Origin of the sequence: Pseudoalteromonas sp. SG41-1, from assembly GCF_014164575.1 — a bacterium.
In the GTDB taxonomy this organism is placed as follows: Bacteria; Pseudomonadota; Gammaproteobacteria; order Enterobacterales; family Alteromonadaceae; genus Pseudoalteromonas; species Pseudoalteromonas rhizosphaerae.
The window spans coordinates 46,873-63,407 of the sequence record NZ_JACJFL010000003.1 but is presented as its reverse complement, the minus strand read 5'-3'; the positions used below and the strand labels follow the sequence as shown (position 1 = coordinate 63,407).

General features: G+C 39.6%; 16 protein-coding genes. 12 read left to right on the top strand and 4 right to left on the bottom strand.

Annotated features, from left to right (window positions below; translation table 11 throughout):
- Positions 1-3 precede the first annotated feature (3 nt).
- On the top strand, positions 4-1,737 hold the full coding sequence (locus tag H5203_RS03415; protein ID WP_182819381.1) for a DUF3466 family protein: 1,734 nt from the start codon (positions 4-6) through the stop codon (positions 1,735-1,737).
- 111 nt (positions 1,738-1,848) lie between these two features.
- Here H5203_RS03415 and H5203_RS03410 read toward each other — a convergent pair whose 3' ends face one another.
- The gene (locus H5203_RS03410) at positions 1,849-2,358 is read right to left on the bottom strand and encodes a DUF2062 domain-containing protein (protein ID WP_145233835.1); all 510 of its coding nucleotides are present in this window, start codon (positions 2,356-2,358) and stop codon (positions 1,849-1,851) included.
- A 225-nt stretch (positions 2,359-2,583) separates the two neighbouring features.
- On the opposite strand from H5203_RS03410, the gene H5203_RS03405 reads away from it, so the two are divergent.
- From H5203_RS03405 to tcdA, 7 genes are read left to right on the top strand one after another with little or no spacing between them, the layout of a single operon-like run.
- Complete coding sequence (locus H5203_RS03405; RefSeq protein WP_310736541.1) at positions 2,584-4,617, top strand: DNA internalization-related competence protein ComEC/Rec2; 2,034 nt, start codon at positions 2,584-2,586, stop codon at positions 4,615-4,617.
- Between the two features lie 58 nt (positions 4,618-4,675).
- Positions 4,676-6,421 carry a lipid A export permease/ATP-binding protein MsbA gene (gene msbA / locus H5203_RS03400; protein ID WP_145233839.1) on the top strand — a complete coding sequence of 582 codons (1,746 nt, stop codon included), beginning with the start codon at positions 4,676-4,678 and terminating at the stop codon, positions 6,419-6,421.
- Entirely contained in the window at positions 6,418-7,398 is a 981-nt protein-coding gene (gene lpxK / locus H5203_RS03395; RefSeq protein ID WP_182819379.1) for a tetraacyldisaccharide 4'-kinase, read from the top strand. Before msbA ends, lpxK begins: the two co-directional genes overlap by 4 nt.
- Positions 7,388-7,585, top strand: a complete 198-nt coding sequence (locus tag H5203_RS03390) for a Trm112 family protein (protein ID WP_145233843.1) — start codon at positions 7,388-7,390, stop codon at positions 7,583-7,585. Before lpxK ends, H5203_RS03390 begins: the two co-directional genes overlap by 11 nt.
- A complete protein-coding gene (gene kdsB, locus H5203_RS03385; protein WP_145233845.1) occupies positions 7,573-8,331 on the top strand; it encodes a 3-deoxy-manno-octulosonate cytidylyltransferase in 759 nt (252 codons plus the stop codon). The genes H5203_RS03390 and kdsB overlap by 13 nt, the downstream gene beginning before the upstream one ends.
- A 3-nt stretch (positions 8,332-8,334) precedes the next feature.
- Positions 8,335-9,009, top strand: coding sequence for a TIGR01621 family pseudouridine synthase (locus H5203_RS03380; RefSeq protein WP_257325926.1), 675 nt, complete (start codon positions 8,335-8,337; stop codon positions 9,007-9,009).
- Complete coding sequence (gene tcdA, locus H5203_RS03375; protein ID WP_182730946.1) at positions 9,010-9,810, top strand: tRNA cyclic N6-threonylcarbamoyladenosine(37) synthase TcdA; 801 nt, start codon at positions 9,010-9,012, stop codon at positions 9,808-9,810.
- Here tcdA and H5203_RS03370 read toward each other — a convergent pair.
- The 3 genes from H5203_RS03370 to H5203_RS03360 form a co-directional block, all read right to left on the bottom strand.
- Positions 9,807-10,220 (bottom strand): SufE family protein, encoded by a 414-nt coding sequence (locus tag H5203_RS03370; protein ID WP_145233851.1) that lies wholly within the window; start codon positions 10,218-10,220, stop codon positions 9,807-9,809. The genes tcdA and H5203_RS03370 overlap by 4 nt on opposite strands.
- Positions 10,221-10,233: 13 nt before the next feature.
- Positions 10,234-11,448, bottom strand: a complete 1,215-nt coding sequence (locus tag H5203_RS03365; RefSeq protein ID WP_145233853.1) for an aminotransferase class V-fold PLP-dependent enzyme — start codon at positions 11,446-11,448, stop codon at positions 10,234-10,236.
- Positions 11,449-11,580: 132 nt separating this feature from the next.
- On the bottom strand, positions 11,581-12,867 hold the full coding sequence (locus tag H5203_RS03360) for a citrate synthase (protein ID WP_145233855.1): 1,287 nt from the start codon (positions 12,865-12,867) through the stop codon (positions 11,581-11,583).
- 411 nt (positions 12,868-13,278) lie between these two features.
- Here H5203_RS03360 and sdhC point away from each other — a divergent pair, with 411 nt between their 5' ends.
- From sdhC to H5203_RS03340, 4 genes are read left to right on the top strand one after another with little or no spacing between them, the layout of a single operon-like run.
- Positions 13,279-13,656: a succinate dehydrogenase, cytochrome b556 subunit gene (sdhC, locus tag H5203_RS03355; protein WP_145233857.1), complete on the top strand. Its 378-nt coding sequence runs from the start codon at positions 13,279-13,281 to the stop codon at positions 13,654-13,656.
- Positions 13,647-13,994 (top strand): succinate dehydrogenase, hydrophobic membrane anchor protein, encoded by a 348-nt coding sequence (gene sdhD, locus H5203_RS03350; RefSeq protein WP_145233859.1) that lies wholly within the window; start codon positions 13,647-13,649, stop codon positions 13,992-13,994. Before sdhC ends, sdhD begins: the two co-directional genes overlap by 10 nt.
- Positions 13,995-15,767, top strand: a complete 1,773-nt coding sequence (sdhA, locus tag H5203_RS03345) for a succinate dehydrogenase flavoprotein subunit (RefSeq protein WP_145233862.1) — start codon at positions 13,995-13,997, stop codon at positions 15,765-15,767. It abuts the gene before it with no gap.
- A 10-nt stretch (positions 15,768-15,777) separates the two neighbouring features.
- Positions 15,778-16,494: a succinate dehydrogenase iron-sulfur subunit gene (locus H5203_RS03340; protein ID WP_016709644.1), complete on the top strand. Its 717-nt coding sequence runs from the start codon at positions 15,778-15,780 to the stop codon at positions 16,492-16,494.
- Positions 16,495-16,535: the final 41 nt, after the last annotated feature.

Genomic DNA, 16,535 nt, shown 5'->3' with positions numbered 1-16,535 from the left:
AAAATGAAATATAAATTACTCGCGGCTAGTATTCTAGCTACGATGAGTACATCAGCAATCAGTGCAACATATCAGTTGACAGAGCTGAGTTCTTTAGACGAAGCCAAGCATAATTACGTAAAAGATGTCAGCGAAAGCGGCTATATTATCGGGCAGTCTAACGGCTTATATAACTTACCCATAGATGTGAGTTACATCGATTTTACAGATAACTTAATTAAAAATGCATATAGCAACCAAGAAAACTACTTTGAGTTAATTGATAAAGAAATTACCTTTACCTTAGATGATATTGAAAACAATAATGCAGCGGCGACTAACCCAGACGCACATAGTTTTATGCTTTCATTTTTATCAGCACAAGCTAACAACCCAGAATATCAAAAATTGGCTAATATCATCGGTTACAATATTTTGGACGGTATAGCGCAAGAACAAGTTCTTTTTGATGTTGCATCAGTTGATTATGATGGCCTAACACGATCAGTTAGCAATAACTATAATGCAGTAGCAGAAGACGGTATTACGGTAGGTTGGGGCAGTGCGCCTTATGAAAAAACCAGTTTTCTTCCTGATGGTGAAACTGAAGAAGAAACACAATTTGTGCGTGATTTTATCTCCCGTGGCGTTGTTATATCACCATCCGGTTTAAATGTGCCATTAGTGCCAGAATATTCTGAACATGGCGGCTTAAGTTCAGCCAACGGTATAGTTAAAACCAACACAGGATATATTGTAGTCGGGCAAGTATCAACGGGGATCCCAGTTGATAGACAAGAAAATATTGATGATAACTGTGATGGTGAAGATGAACCTGTCAGTGTTTGTATTGAAAATTTGCATAGAAGTACATCATCACGACTGTTTGATAGCCGTGCTATTAAGTGGACACTTGATACAAACTTAAATATTACTAAAACTGAACCGCTTGGTTTAGGCCTTACGCCAGAAGAGGATGACGGGTTTGCATTTATAAGTAATGCACTCGCTGTTAATAGTAATGGCATTGTTGCTGGTTACTCTGACATTCGTGATAATGATAGATCGTCAACAATCAGAGCATTACCTGTTTATTACAAAGACGGTAACGTTGTTGAAATCCTCAATCAAGAAGATGATTGGACTGGTGGTAAGTCAGTAGCCATTAATGAAAATAACATTATTGTTGGCTATGGTATAAAAAGAATTGAAGGCGCTGATCGTCTTAAGTTTTTCTATCATGATATTGCCAGCAGCAGTACTGTATTCCCAAAAGATTTCTTTAATAGTTCTACTTCAGTTGCCAATGATATTAATGATAATGGTTATATTGTTGGTGAAGGTGAAACTGACGTATTTAATGTTGGTGCGCGTCGCCGAGAAGGTTTCCTGTACAAGATTGGTGAAGATGCGATTACAAACATAAATGATTTACTGCCTTGCTATGAAGCAGACGGTGAAACTCGTTATGGTTATGTCGTTGCAGAAGCGAAAGTGATTAACAATAAAAATGAAATTTTTGGTGTTGCTACTAAAACAGTAGAAAAAACTGATTCATTAGGTGGTATTGTTCGTGATATTAATGGTGAGATAGAATACGAAAGTATTGCTGTGCCAGTGAAGTTATCTCCTATTAATGGGACTATTGATAGCTGCTCTGATCCTGAAACTGACACATATGAGCGTCAATCGTCTAGTTTCCCTTGGTATACGTTATTATTACTTCCTCTAGTTGGTCTACGTCGTATATTTCGTTAGTTTTTGAAATTATTACTGGGTGATCCAGCATTAACGGTCACTTAGTATTGAAAAAAAACCCTGCTTTGCTAAGCAGGGTTTTTTTTTGTCTATACTTTAAATTAGAAACAGTTATTTTTTATGACGATTTAACCATGCTTTACGCACTGAACGACGCCATAGTAAATCAACACCGAAGTAGCCTATTACTGATGCGATACAAGCACTGATCAAAGAGCCAACTAAAAAAGCAGGGCCAATAGTTGTTAAGCTTTCCATAAACCATTGCCAACTTGGTTGAAATGCAAAATGTTGTTCCGGCTGTCCTAACACTAATGTGCCAATTAAATACGAACAATAAAAGATAGGTGGCATGGTTAGCGGATTAGTGATCCAAACTACTGCGACAGAAATAGGAAGATTTACTCGTAACGGAATTGCCAATGCAGCAGCAAGCACCATCTGAAAAGGAACCGGAATGAAAGCAAAGAATAAACCGACGGAAAATGCCCCACGAGCTGAACGACGATTTAAATGCCATAGATTGGCATCGTGGAGTAAACGACCAAAAATTTTTAAATATTTATGATGTTTAACTTTATTGTGATCGGGTAAAAACCGTTGGATCGTTTTTTTAGCCATTTAAAGCAACCATTTACATCTGTTTGGTTAAGCGTTGGGTTTGTCGTTGGTTGTATTATAACCGTTTTTTATTATCAGACCCTTGTATTTACAGTTTTCGCGTTATCTCTGTTAATTGCGAGTCTCTATTTTAAGCCGTTTTACAGTGTATTGTTAGGTTTTATTTGTGGAATTTTGTGTGTATGGGTACATTTTACCAGCTTCTACGCAATTTCCAGCTTGGCTTTGGATGAAAATAAACCATATCTAAGTAATATTACGATTGTTGAGGTTATTTCTCAGCGTGATCACTATTATTTAAAAGTTCGGCTCAATAAGATAGATAATCAACCTCTATCAAATATTAAGCCTCCTTTTGCATTGCTGACTTTTAATAACGACCAGTTACTTAAGGTGGGTGATCATGTTAAAACGTGGCTTGAATTAGAAAAATATCGCAGCCAAAAAAATTATGATGTGTTTGATAAAGAGCGTTACGCATTTAGTGAGCGACTATTTTTTAAAGGCAAGCAAGTTGGTAGTATTATCGAAATCTCTAATAACTATGAAGCTGACCTAATTGAAAAATACCGTGATTTTATCAAACACACCTACCAACATAACTCGCTAAATTGGCTGTATTATCCGCTAATGACTGGCGACCGCAGTGCTATGAGTTTTTCACAAAAGCAAGAATTACAACAATTTGGTATTAGCCATTTATTAGCCATTTCTGGATTACATATTGGCTTGATGTTTAGTATCGGTTTTTTTATAACCCGCTACTTAATAAGTTTTTTTATTTTTGTGGTTAAACCAACAGTACAGCAGATCAATTTGTCGCTTATTTATAGTTTAGGTGGATTTGTGCTTGCTTTTAGTTATGTGTACTTAAGTGGTTTTATCGTATCGGCAACTCGCGCTTTGATCATGTTAGGATGTTATTTAGTTATTTATTACTTTGCTAAACAGGCACTGCGCTGGCGATTTATCTTGTTTGCATTAGTATGTGTATTGCTCATCGACCCATTTAGTTTACTTAATCCAGGACTTTATTTTTCATTCACTGCGGTAGCAATTATCTTTTGGGTTTTTAGTGTCATAACCATAACCAGCTCCGGCTTTTTAGCCATCATAAAAACACTCATTACCCTACAGTTTGCTTTGTTTATTGGTTTATTACCGCTATCGCTTTATTATTTCAATGGGGTCAGCGTAATTGGCTTAGTTGTTAATTTAGTGGCTATCCCATTACTTGGTTTTATTATCATGCCTTGCTTAGTATTATTTTCCGCAATCAGTGTATTTATTGATATTAGCGGGTTGATTAGTGTGTTTGATTCATTATTACAGCATATTTATCAGCTCTTATTGTTGATCCCACAGAATTTTCGTTGGTTTGATACCACAAATTTTAGCCAGCAATTGCTTGTTAGTAGCTATATTGCAGCAATAATTGTGTGTTTTTTGCCCTGGCGTTTGTTGGCATGCATACCATTACTACTGGTTGTACTCGATCACTATTTACTGACCAAACCGCGCTGGCAGCTTAATGTATTCGATGTGGGTCATGGCACCATGGTGTTAGTCAGTAATCAAGACAAAGGTTTTATTTATGATCTTGGCCCAATTTATTTTAATACATTTACGCGGGTCAATAGCACCTTAATACCCTATTTAAAAAGAAACGGTATTGATGTTGAAGTTTCGCTTATTAGCCACATGGATAAAGACCATGCCGGAGGGCTTACCCATTGGTTAGAGCATGGTTACCAGCATACTTTTAAATTGCTACAACCAACTGGCCCAGAGCAAGTTTGCAGAGCGGGCGAATATAGTTTTTATGACTTAATCATTACCGTGAGCGAGCCGGCACAGCATTTAATAACTGACAATGATAACTCTTGTGTAGTGCATATCAGTGATGGCAGGTTCAGTGTTTTGCTTCCTGGTGATATTTCAACAAAAAGAGAAGCACAACTAATCCAGCAGCAAGGTGTGCTTAAAAGTACGGTATTATTGAGTCCTCACCATGGTAGTAATACCTCATCAAGTGATGCATTTATTCATGCGGTTGCTCCTGAGGTTGTTATTCATTCAACGGCATATAAAGGGCAGTGGCAATTTCCACGTACAGAAGTTTTATCACGTTATGCTAAGCAGCACGCTTTACAATATACAACAGCTGAAAAAGGGCAGGTTAAAATTGAGTTTTATCAACATCACTACACAGTAAACCTAGCTCGTGAAGATGAAAGTTATTGGTTTCTAAAAGATTGAGTTTAGTTTTGTGCAACTGGAGGCTACAATAGCCACAGATTATGAATAAGAGAGTACTATGGACCAAACTACATCACAAATTTATAAGCGTTTATTGACGTATGTGGGGGATTATAAAAGCGTTGCCATTTTTGCTGTGATTGGCATGATTGGCTACTCAGCTATGGATGCTTTATTTATCCAACTAATGAAGCCATTTATAGATCAGGGCTTAAATCAACGCAACGCTGAAGTATTAAAATACGCACCATTTGTTGTCATCGCGTTAGTGTTTGGCCGGGGTATTTTTAACTATATCTCGTCTTATTGTTTAAGTTATGTGGGTTCACAAGTTGTCCGCTCGTTACGTCAGCAATTATTTGAGCATATTTTACATTTACCCGTTGCCTTTCATGATCAAAATTCAACTGGGGATTTAATTTCAAAAATAACGTTCGATACCGAGCAAGTGCAGCAAGCGATCACCAAAGCAATGCTTATAGTAGTCAGAGAAGGCGCATTTGTGGTGTTTTTACTGGCTGTTATGTTTTATACAAGTTGGAAGCTGTCATTAATCTTTTTGATCATAATCCCCCTGGTGGCAGTTATTGTTTCCGTTGTATCAAAACGTTTTCGTCTTATCTCTAAAAATATTCAATCGGCAATGGGGCAAGTTACCCGTAGCTCAGAGCAAATGCTCAGTGGCCATAAAGTTATTCATGGCTTTGGCGGTCAACAGCAAGAAATAACCCAATTTGCAAAAATTAATAATCATAATCGTCAGCAGCGTATCAAAATGGATGCCACTAAAGCACTTAGTGTGTCTGTGATTCAAATTTTGGCTGCAAGTGCAATGGCAGTTATTCTCTGGGTGGTTTCTATGCCATCAATGATTGATACAGTGAGCTCTGGGGATTTTGTGGTGCTTATTTCATCGATGATGATGTTATTACGCCCTTTAAAGCAATTAGCTAATGTAAATAGCGATTTACAGCGTGGCATATCTGCAGCGCAAAGCATTTTTTTAGTGCTTGACCAAGAGGCCGAAAAAGACGTTGGTACAATTAGTGTAGATAAAGTAAAAGGTATGATTGAAGTTAAAAATGTCACCTTTAATTACCCAACGAAAGCAGAAGCTGTATTAAAAAACTTATCGCTCACTATAAAAGCGGGCGAGAGTATTGCGTTAGTTGGGCGTTCAGGTTCTGGTAAATCAACTATTTCAAACTTATTACCACGTTATTATGACTTACAACCGCCAAGCGAGATTTTACTCGATGGCGTGCCACTGGCGGATTATAAGTTAACAGATTTACGTCGCCAATTTGCTCTAGTATCACAGCAAGTAGTGTTGTTTAATGACACCATTGCCAATAACATCAGTTATGGTATTGCACGTCCACTTAGTGATGACGAGGTCTTGAATGTGGCAAAACAAGCACATGTGTGGGAGTTTGTGAAAGATTTACCCGACGGTCTAAATACCATGGTCGGTGAAAATGGCGTTATGTTATCTGGCGGGCAACGCCAGCGTATAGCGATTGCAAGAGCAATCTTAAAAGATGCACCAATTTTGATTTTAGATGAAGCAACTTCTGCATTAGATACAGAGTCTGAAAAACTGATCCAGCAAGCTTTAGAAGCATTAATGAAAAATAAAACCTCTATTGTGATTGCTCACCGATTATCAACAATAGAACAAAGCGACCACATCTATGTTATTGATAATGGTCAAGTGATAGAAAGTGGTGATCACATCAGCTTACTGGCTAATGATGGCACGTATGCAGCGCTTTGCAAGATGCAATTTGGTGAGCACGGGTGAGTAAATTAGAACAAAGCTGGTATCGAGGTATAAGCTTTCTTACCGTATTACTTTTACCACTGAGTGGATTATTTTGGTTTATAAGTAATCTGCGTAAATTAGCGTATGCGCTAGGTTTATTGAAGGCATACCAAAGCCCTGTGCCAGTTATCGTGGTAGGTAATATTAGCGTCGGTGGTAACGGGAAAACTCCCTTTGTGATCTGGCTTGCGAATTACCTAAAGCAGCGTGGCTTAAGGGTTGGCATTATTAGTCGAGGCTATGGCGGCAACAGTGATAGCTATCCACTCACTGTGACTGAGCATACTGATACGACTCAGGCAGGTGATGAGCCGGTACTTATTCAACGCAGGCTTGACTGCCCTGTAGTTGTAGGCCCAGATCGACAAGCTAATATAAAGCAATTAATTGCGCAACATCAGCTTGATGTGATTATTTCCGATGATGGTATGCAACATTATAAAATGGCCAGAACAATAGAGTGCTGTATTGTTGATAGTCAACGACGTTTTGGCAATGGCTTGTTAATGCCTGCGGGGCCACTGAGAGAAACACAAAAACGTTTAAAATTAGTTGATTTGGTTATTGAAAATGGGGGGAATGCCATGTTTAATTATCAGCTAAGAAGTGCTGATTTAGTAAATGTTGCCACTAATATAGCCACTAAAGTCCCGCTTTTGAGAGGTCACGCAGTGAGCGCCATTGGTAATCCACAACGTTTTGAAAATAGCTTACGTCAACAAGGCATTACATTGCTAAGTTGTCATCATTTTCGAGATCATTATGGTTATACAGCACAAGATTTCATAAAATTTAATGATGAAATAGTGTTTATGACGGAGAAAGATGCGGTAAAATGTCACTCATTTGCAAAACCAACGTGGTATTTTTTACATGTTGACGCAGAGCCATCCCCTGCGGTGGTATCTAAACTTAACTTATTACTGAGAGAAAAAGGGATCCTAGATGGCCTTTGATACAAAATTACTTGAAATAATTGCTTGCCCAGTGTGTAAAGGCAAATTACGTTTAGACAAAGAAAACAGTGAATTGATCAGCACAGCTGCAAAACTTGCTTACCCTATTCGAGATGATATTCCTGTATTACTAGAAAATGAAGCGCGTGAATTGAGCTTAGAAGAGATTGAAAAGTGGAATTCGTAGTCGTTATTCCAGCGCGCTTTGCATCGAGTCGTCTACCAGGTAAACCCCTTGCTGATATTTGTGGCAAACCTATGATTCAACATGTTTATGAAAAGGCGATGGCGTCAGGGGCTAGTAAGGTCGTAATAGCCACCGATCATCAACAGGTTTTTGATGTTGTCAAAGGCTTTACTAATAATGTCTTAATGACTCGAGATGATCATCAGTCAGGCACTGAACGGCTAGCTGAAGTTGTTGATTTATTATCACTTAATAACGATATTATTGTAGTGAATGTGCAAGGTGATGAGCCTTTATTAGCCGCTGAAAATGTCTCGCAAGTTGCAGCTTTACTTGCTAATTCAAGTGCGCCAATGGCGACCTTGAGTGCCGCCATTGAGAATGTCGATGAGATCTTTAATCCCAATGCAGTTAAAGTCGTCAGCGATGTAAATAAAAATGCACTGTACTTTTCTCGTGCCAGCATTCCCTATGATCGTAGTCATATGTACACTGGTGAGAATAACGGATTAGACACACAAGATTTTCAACGTCATGTGGGTATTTATGCATACCGCGCTGGTTTTATTAAACAATACATCTCACTGACGCCATCCCCATTAGAGCAACTTGAATCTCTTGAGCAATTACGTGTTTTATATCATGGCTATAAAATAAAAATAGAACAGGCAAAAATAACACCCCAAGCAGGGGTTGATACGCCTGATGATTTAGCGCGTGTAATTGCTATACTGCAAAGTCATTAAGTGGTGAACACGTTCACATTACTCAAGGTTATAGCAAAGCACCTTGATTTTTATATTATAGAAAAACCTGCCGGGCTTAATTTCCATAGTGAAGAAGGCCCAGGTTTTGTAGTACTCGCTGAGCAACAACTCGCAGAAAAGTTATATGCTGTGCACCGCCTTGATAAAGTGACATCGGGGCTAATAATTTTAGCACGCAGTAGTGAAGCGGCTGCAAAGCTGACAGTTTTATTTACTGCTCATCAAGTTAATAAGTTTTATTTGGCGATAAGTGATTGCAAACCGAAGAAAAAGCAAGGTTGGATCAAAGGGGATATGGCTAAATCACGCCGTAGTACCTATAAGCTACTAACAAGTAAAGAAAACCCAGCCATAACTCGCTTTTATTCTATTAATTTTAAAGCCAATAGAAGGGCATTTATCTTAAAGCCTTACTCGGGTAAAACGCACCAATTACGGGTCGCGCTAAAAAGCCTTTCTGCGCCGATTTTAGGTGATGTAATATACGGTGGTACTGCTGCTGAGCGCACCTATTTACATGCTTTTGCACTAAGTTTTGTGTGGCAAGGTAAACTACAGCAATTTAGTTTGTTACCGCATTACGATGATGAGTTTACAACATTAATTGAACATGAAAATTTTCAGCCTTGGCAGACACCATGGCAACTGGATTGGTAAATGAGTGAAAAAGTAACCGATATCCGTTTTGGTGGTATCAAAAGATTATATGGCAACACTGAATTTGAATGGCTACAACAAGCCCACTTTTGTGTTATTGGTATTGGTGGCGTGGGCTCGTGGGCGGCAGAGGCTCTAGCACGTACTGGAGTTGGTAAAATAACCTTAATTGATCTTGATGATATTTGTGCAACCAACGTGAATCGGCAAATACATGCATTAACAGGCACGGTGGGTGAAGCAAAGGTTGTCGCAATGAAGGCCCGCTGTGAATTGATCAATCCACTGTGTGAGGTCAGTGTTGTCGATGATTTTATTACTTTAGATAATATTCGTGAGCATATAAGTGGTTTTGACTATGTCATAGATTGCATTGATGCAGTAAAAGAAAAAGCGGCATTAATAGCGCATTGTAAACGTAACAAAATACCGGTGATCACCACCGGTGGTGCTGGCGGTCAAACTGATCCGAGTCAAATCACTTTTGGTGATGTAGCAAAGACCACCCATGATCCATTACTGGCAAAAGTCCGATATATTTTGCGCAAGCAGTACAACTTTAGTAGCAATCCAAAGCGAAAATTCAACATCGATTGTGTTTATTCAACTGAGCAATTGGTATATCCAAGTACTGATGGCAGCGTTTGTCATGCTAAACAGGGGGCTGATGGCTCCATGAATATGGATTGTAACAACGGTTTTGGTTCAGCGACTATGGTAACCGGAAGTTTTGGTTTTTTTGTCGCAGCAAAATCAATACGTAAATATTTAGATCGCTGCGCACGTACCGTGAAAAATTAGTTTTTCTGTTCTGCCATGGTTTGAATACGCTCAACCATGGCTTTAATACCGTTGCCTCTGGAAGGACTAAGGTGCTGGATAAGCCCTAAATGATTAAACTGTGCAAATGCGTCAGTGTTAATAGCTTGTTCAGGGGTTAAACCATTATAAAGCGACAGAATAATCGCTAATAACCCTTTTACTATACGGGTATCTGAGTCACCAATAATAACCAAGCAATTTTCTTCAAGATCAAAATCCAAATACAGCCAAACTTTACTCTCACAGCCAGGTACAAGGGCATCGCTGGTTTTTAAAACAGCCGGCATAGCTGGTAATTGTTTACCTAGTAGCATTATTTCACGGTATTTTTGTTGCCATGATGGCGAGCTCTCAAGCGATGAAGCAATTTCTTTAAACGTTTTAATCATGTCTTATCCATAATTAGTCTAATAACTCTAAGCAATTTTGCAAAGCAGCGATAAATAAATCAACATCGCTATGGTTATTATAAAATGCAAAGCTGGCTCGAACACTGCCATTAATACCTAAATGTTGCATTAATGGCTGCGCACAATGATGACCGCTGCGAACTGCTATACCATAACCATCTAAAAGTGTTGCTATATCGAAAGGGTGTTCGTCTTTATAATTGAAACAAAGGGTACCAATATTGTTCTCAATGTTGCTATAAACGGTAATTCCTGCGATGGCTTGCAGTTTTTCTGCCGCATAATTAAAAATTACTTGTTCATGAGTATATACATTAGTCTTATTTAAACTGGTTAGATAATCGATTGCAGCTGCAAAAGCGATCACTGCAGCAATGTTTGGTGTACCTGCTTCAAACTTTGCTGGTGCCTGACGAAATATTGTTTTTGCTAATGTAACAGTTTCAATCATTTCGCCACCAGTTTGATACACAGCTAAACTATTTAATCGATCATAACGACCATATAATCCTCCTAATCCGGTCGGCCCGAGCATTTTATGAGCCGAAAAAACATAAAAATCACAACCAAGTTGAGGTAAATTTGGCTGTAAATGCAGCGCAGCTTGCGCACCATCCACTAAGGTAATTGCGTCATGGCGTTTTGCGGCATGTAATATTGGGTCAAGATCTGTGATATTACCAAGTGCATTAGACGCGTGAGTGATAGCAAGTACAGATGGCTTATGCTGACTGATGAATTCAACACATGCTTGAACATCAAAGCTGCCATTTTTTTGTAACGGAAGTGCCAGCAGCTTTGCTCCCGTGCGCTTTGCTAACTGTTGCCATGGCACAATATTAGCGTGATGCTCTAAGGCTGAAATGATGATGGTTGAATCATTATCAAGCTGCTCAGTTAAACCATTCGCAACTAAGTTTATTGCCTCAGTAGCTCCTTTGGTCCAAACTAACTCATTTGCGTCGATATTAAAATAATTGGCAACGGTCTGTCTTGCTTGTTCATAGGCGTGGGTTGCTTGTTCGCTTAAGGTATGGCGGCCACGATGAACGTTAGCATTATTACGTGCGTAAAAATGCTCAGTCGCGCTGATAACTGACAGTGGTTTTTGGGTGGTTGCAGCCGAATCAAGATAGACCAGCGGTTGCCCGTTGATGAGTTGTTTTAGGGCAGGAAAGTCTGCGCGAATTTTTTCTATATTAAACATAACTTTTCAACATCAAGCACACCAAAGCCGAATTAAAAACTGAACCGGAATTGTAATGGCTTTGTGATATTTCTCAAGGACTAGATACAAAAAAGGCCGCAAATGCGGCCCTATTTAGCATCAACTATAAAATTAACGCTTGTCTGTTGCTACGTAATCACGGTGTGTGTGACCAGTATATAGCTGACGTGGACGGCTGATCTTATGACCAGGTTGAGATAACATCTCGTCCCAGTGTGTGATCCAACCAACAGTACGTGCCATTGCGAAAATCACAGTGAACATGCTTGTTGGGATACCAATTGCTTTTAAGATAATACCTGAGTAGAAGTCTACGTTAGGGTAAAGTTTCTTCTCAACAAAGTATGGGTCTTCTAATGCAATTTGCTCAAGTTTCATTGCAATATCTAGCAACGGATCTTGAATATTAAGCTCAGCAAGTACTTCGTGACAGGTTTGACGCATTACAGTTGCACGCGGATCGAAGTTTTTGTAAACACGGTGTCCAAAGCCCATAAGACGGAATGGGTCCGACTTATCTTTTGCTTTAGCAACGTATTCGTCGATGCGATCAACAGAGCCAATTTCTTCTAACATGTTTAAACATGCTTCGTTAGCACCGCCATGTGCAGGGCCCCAAAGTGATGCGATACCTGCGGCAATACATGCATATGGGTTAGCACCAGAAGAACCAGCTAAGCGTACTGTAGACGTTGATGCATTTTGCTCGTGATCAGCGTGAAGCATAAAGATTTTATCCATTGCTTTAGCAGTCACTGGATTAACTTTATATTCTTCAGCTGGTACAGAGAACATCATATGTAAGAAGTTTTCTGCATAGCTTAAATCATTGCGTGGGTAAACGAATGGTTGACCTACGTTGTATTTATAAGCCATCGCTGCGATAGTTGGAAGCTTAGCAATTAATTTTACAGCACTTGTTTTACGTTGTGTTGCATCAGTAATATCAAGATCTTCATGATAAAAAGATGATAATGCACCAACTACACCACATAGCATAGCCATTGGATGGGCATCAAAACGGAAGCCTTGGAAGAAGTTTGCAATTTTCTCATCAAGCATCGTGCTATGTGTGATTTGTGATGCAAAATCAGTATATTGCTCTTTAGTTGGTAATTCACCGTTTAACAGTAAATAACACAACTCAACATAATCTGAGTCTTCGGCTAGTTGTTCAATTGGGTAACCACGGTGAAGTAATATCCCTTTGCCACCGTCGATATATGTAATTGAAGATTCGCAAGAACCAGTCGACATGAAACCTGGATCATATGTGAAATGACCGTGAGCACCTAACGTACGTACATCGATTACATCCTGACCAGCAGTACCTTGGTAAATTGGAAGTTCGATTGGATCTAGACCATCAATATGGACTGTGGCTTTCTTATCCGCCATCTATTTATCTCCTATTAAGATAACAACTCTGATTGTTATGTTCTGAATCTGTTTAAGCACATCCTTTTCATTTTAACGTGAAAGAGGGGGTTAAAGTCAATTTTTATAAACATTATGCACAAATGTATAATAAATATTCTGACGGGATTAAATATTATACCATTGGCTAATTCGCAAATAGCTCTAACTAAACAAGAATTGTAAAAAGACCTTTGGCTATATATACTATCGAAGGTTTTATACCGTATTGTCTGTAGGTAAACGTTATTTTTACAGCTAATCTTTGCAAAAATGTGAATTTTAGTCGTAACAAAAAGCTTTACTTAGATAGTTCCATCAGAAAAATCGTTTTCTGGTGGGTTAAGAAAAACAAGTAGATGAGCTCCTAGTGGGCAAGATGGGCAAGTAACTGTGAAAAAGCAAAGACCTGTAAATCTAGATCTAACAACTATATCAATGCCGGCAACGGCTAAAGCATCAATTTTTCACCGCGTCACCGGTGTTGCGTTATTTTTTGCTTTAACGTTTGTCATTTGGGCTTGGTCTGAGTCTCTTTCTTCTGCTGAAGGTTTTGAATTCGTCAAGGGTCTGTTTAGCGGATTCATTGCCAAATTTATAGCTTGGGGCACCATTTCCGTATTGGCATACCACCTTATCGGCGGTATTCGTCATATCATTATGGATATGGGACATTGGGAAGAACTTGAATCAGGTAACCTCAGCGCTAAAATTGCTATGGCACTTGGCGTTGTGGCTTCTGTTCTAGCAGGGGTGTGGATATGGTTTTAAATCAAGCAACTCTAAAGCGTGATGGTGTACAAGATTATGTCTCATTACGTACCACGGCACTAGTAATTACCGCGTATGCGATTTTTATTATCGGCTACTTCTTATGTACACCAGAAGTTACTTTTGAAGCATGGCAAGGCCTGTTTTCAAACCTCGCAATGAAAGGGTTTACGTTAATTACCCTCGTTTGCATTATGGTTCATACCCGTATTGGCCTTTGGCAAGTACTGACTGATTACGTGAAAAATGCAACATTACGCGCTGTTTTAGGGTTTGTATTAAACCTTATGGCCGTTGCATACGTAGCTATTGGTCTAATCGTTTTATGGGGTGTTTAAGTGAAATATTCTGTTCGTGAATTTGATGCCGTTGTGATTGGCGCAGGTGGTGCGGGTATGCGCGCAGCACTTGCAATCACTGAATCAGGTAAAACCTGTGCGCTTATCTCTAAAGTATTCCCAACCCGTTCTCACACTGTGTCTGCACAAGGTGGTATTACGGTTGCTTTGGGTAACTCACATGAAGATAACTGGGAATGGCACATGTACGATACTGTTAAAGGTTCCGATTTCATCGGTGACCAAGACGCTATCGAATATATGTGTAAAACAGGCCCAGAAGCAATTACTGAATTAGAAAACATGGGTCTACCATTTTCTCGTTTTGAAAATGGCCGTGTTTACCAACGTCCTTTCGGTGGTCAATCGAAGAATTTTGGTGGTGAGCAAGCTGCACGGACTGCGGCTGCAGCTGACCGTACTGGTCATGCGTTATTACACCTTCTTTACCAGCAAAACGTTAAAAACAAAACCAATGTATTTTCTGAATGGTATGCATTAGATTTAGTTAAAAACGATGATGGTAATGTTGTTGGTTGTACTGCAATCGATATCGAAACCGGCGAAGTTGTTTACTTTAAATCTAAAGCTGTTGTACTAGCAACGGGTGGCGCAGGTCGTATCTTCGCATCAACGACTAATGCACACATCAATACTGGTGACGGTGTTGGTATGGCAACTCGTGCCGGCATTTCTATGCAAGACATGGAAATGTGGCAATTTCACCCAACCGGTATTGCTGGTGCGGGTACGCTAGTAACTGAAGGTTGTCGTGGTGAAGGTGGTTATCTTTTAAATAAAGATGGCGAGCGTTTCATGGAACGTTATGCACCGAATGCAAAAGATTTAGCGTCACGCGATGTTGTTGCTCGTTCAATGATGACAGAAATCCGTGAAGGTCGTGGTTGTGATGGTCCTTGGGGTCCACACATTAAGCTTAAGCTTGATCACTTAGGTGAAGAAACGCTTAATCTACGTCTTCCTGGTGTATGTGATCTTGCTAAAACATTTGCTCACGTTGACCCTGCTAAAGAGCCAATTCCAGTAATTCCTACTTGCCATTATATGATGGGTGGCGTACCAACCAATGTAAATGGGCAAGTACTAAAAATCGATGCCCAAGGCAATGAGAAAGTAGTTGAAGGCTTATTTGCAGTTGGTGAGATTGCCTGTGTATCTGTACACGGTGCAAACCGCTTAGGTGGTAACTCATTGCTTGATTTAGTGGTATTTGGTCGTGCAGCTGGTAACTTCTTAGGTACATACCTAAATGATGTTGAAGTATCTAAAGATGCCTCTGAGTCAGATTTAGAAGCGTCACTTGCTCGCTTTAATCGTTGGGAAAACTCAACAATTGGTCAAGGCGAAGATCCAGTCCAAATCAAGAAAGATCTACAGCAATGTATGCAACTTAACTTCTCGGTATTCCGTGAAGGTGAGTCAATGGCAGCAGGTCTTAAAGAACTTAAAGAAATTCGTGAACGTCTGCAGCATGCGCGTCTTGATGATAAATCATTAGACTTCAACACTGCACGTATCGAATGTCTAGAGCTAGATAACATGATGGAAACAGCGTACTCAACTGCAGTCGCTGCAAACTTCCGTACAGAAAGCCGTGGTGCACACTCTCGCTTTGACTTCCCAGATCGTGATGACGAAAACTGGCTATGTCACTCTGTTTTCAATCCGGTAACGGATGAAATGAGCAAACGTGATGTTAACTATGCGCCTAAACTGCGCGAAGCATTTCCACCTAAAGCACGTACCTACTAGGAGCGAGACGATGGCACAAGTACAATTTTCTGTTTATCGTTATAATCCAGATGTTGATAACGCCCCACGTATGCAAGAATATACTTTGCAAACGGAAGAAGGCCACGACATGATGGTTTTGGATGCACTTTTATTATTAAAAGAGCAAGATCCAACGTTATCATTCCGTCGCTCATGCCGTGAAGGTGTATGTGGTTCTGACGGTGTTAACATGAATGGTAAAAATGGTTTAGCATGTATTACTCCTTTATCTACGCTACAAAAAAATGGCAAAGGTAAAATTGTAATACGTCCATTACCAGGTTTACCTGTGGTACGTGACCTTGTTATTGACATGAGTCAGTTCTACACTCAATACGAAAAAGTTAAACCATACTTAATTAATGACACGCCAGCGGCGGGTGAACGTCTTCAATCAATCGAAGAACGTGATAAGTTAGATGGCTTGTATGAGTGTATTCTATGTGCATGTTGTTCAACATCGTGTCCTTCGTTTTGGTGGAATCCAGACAAGTTCATAGGTCCAGCTGGTCTTCTTCATGCTTACCGTTTCTTGGCTGATAGCCGCGATACGGCAACTGAAGAGCGTTTAGCTGATTTAGACGATGCATTCAGCGTGTTCCGTTGTCACAGTATTATGAACTGTGTTAGCGTTTGTCCTAAGGGTCTTAATCCAACTAAGGCAATCGGACAAATCAAATCAATGTTAATAAGCCGTTCGGTTTAATAATCTTGATAAATGTAAGATGGCTAATGTGAATTGGCCAT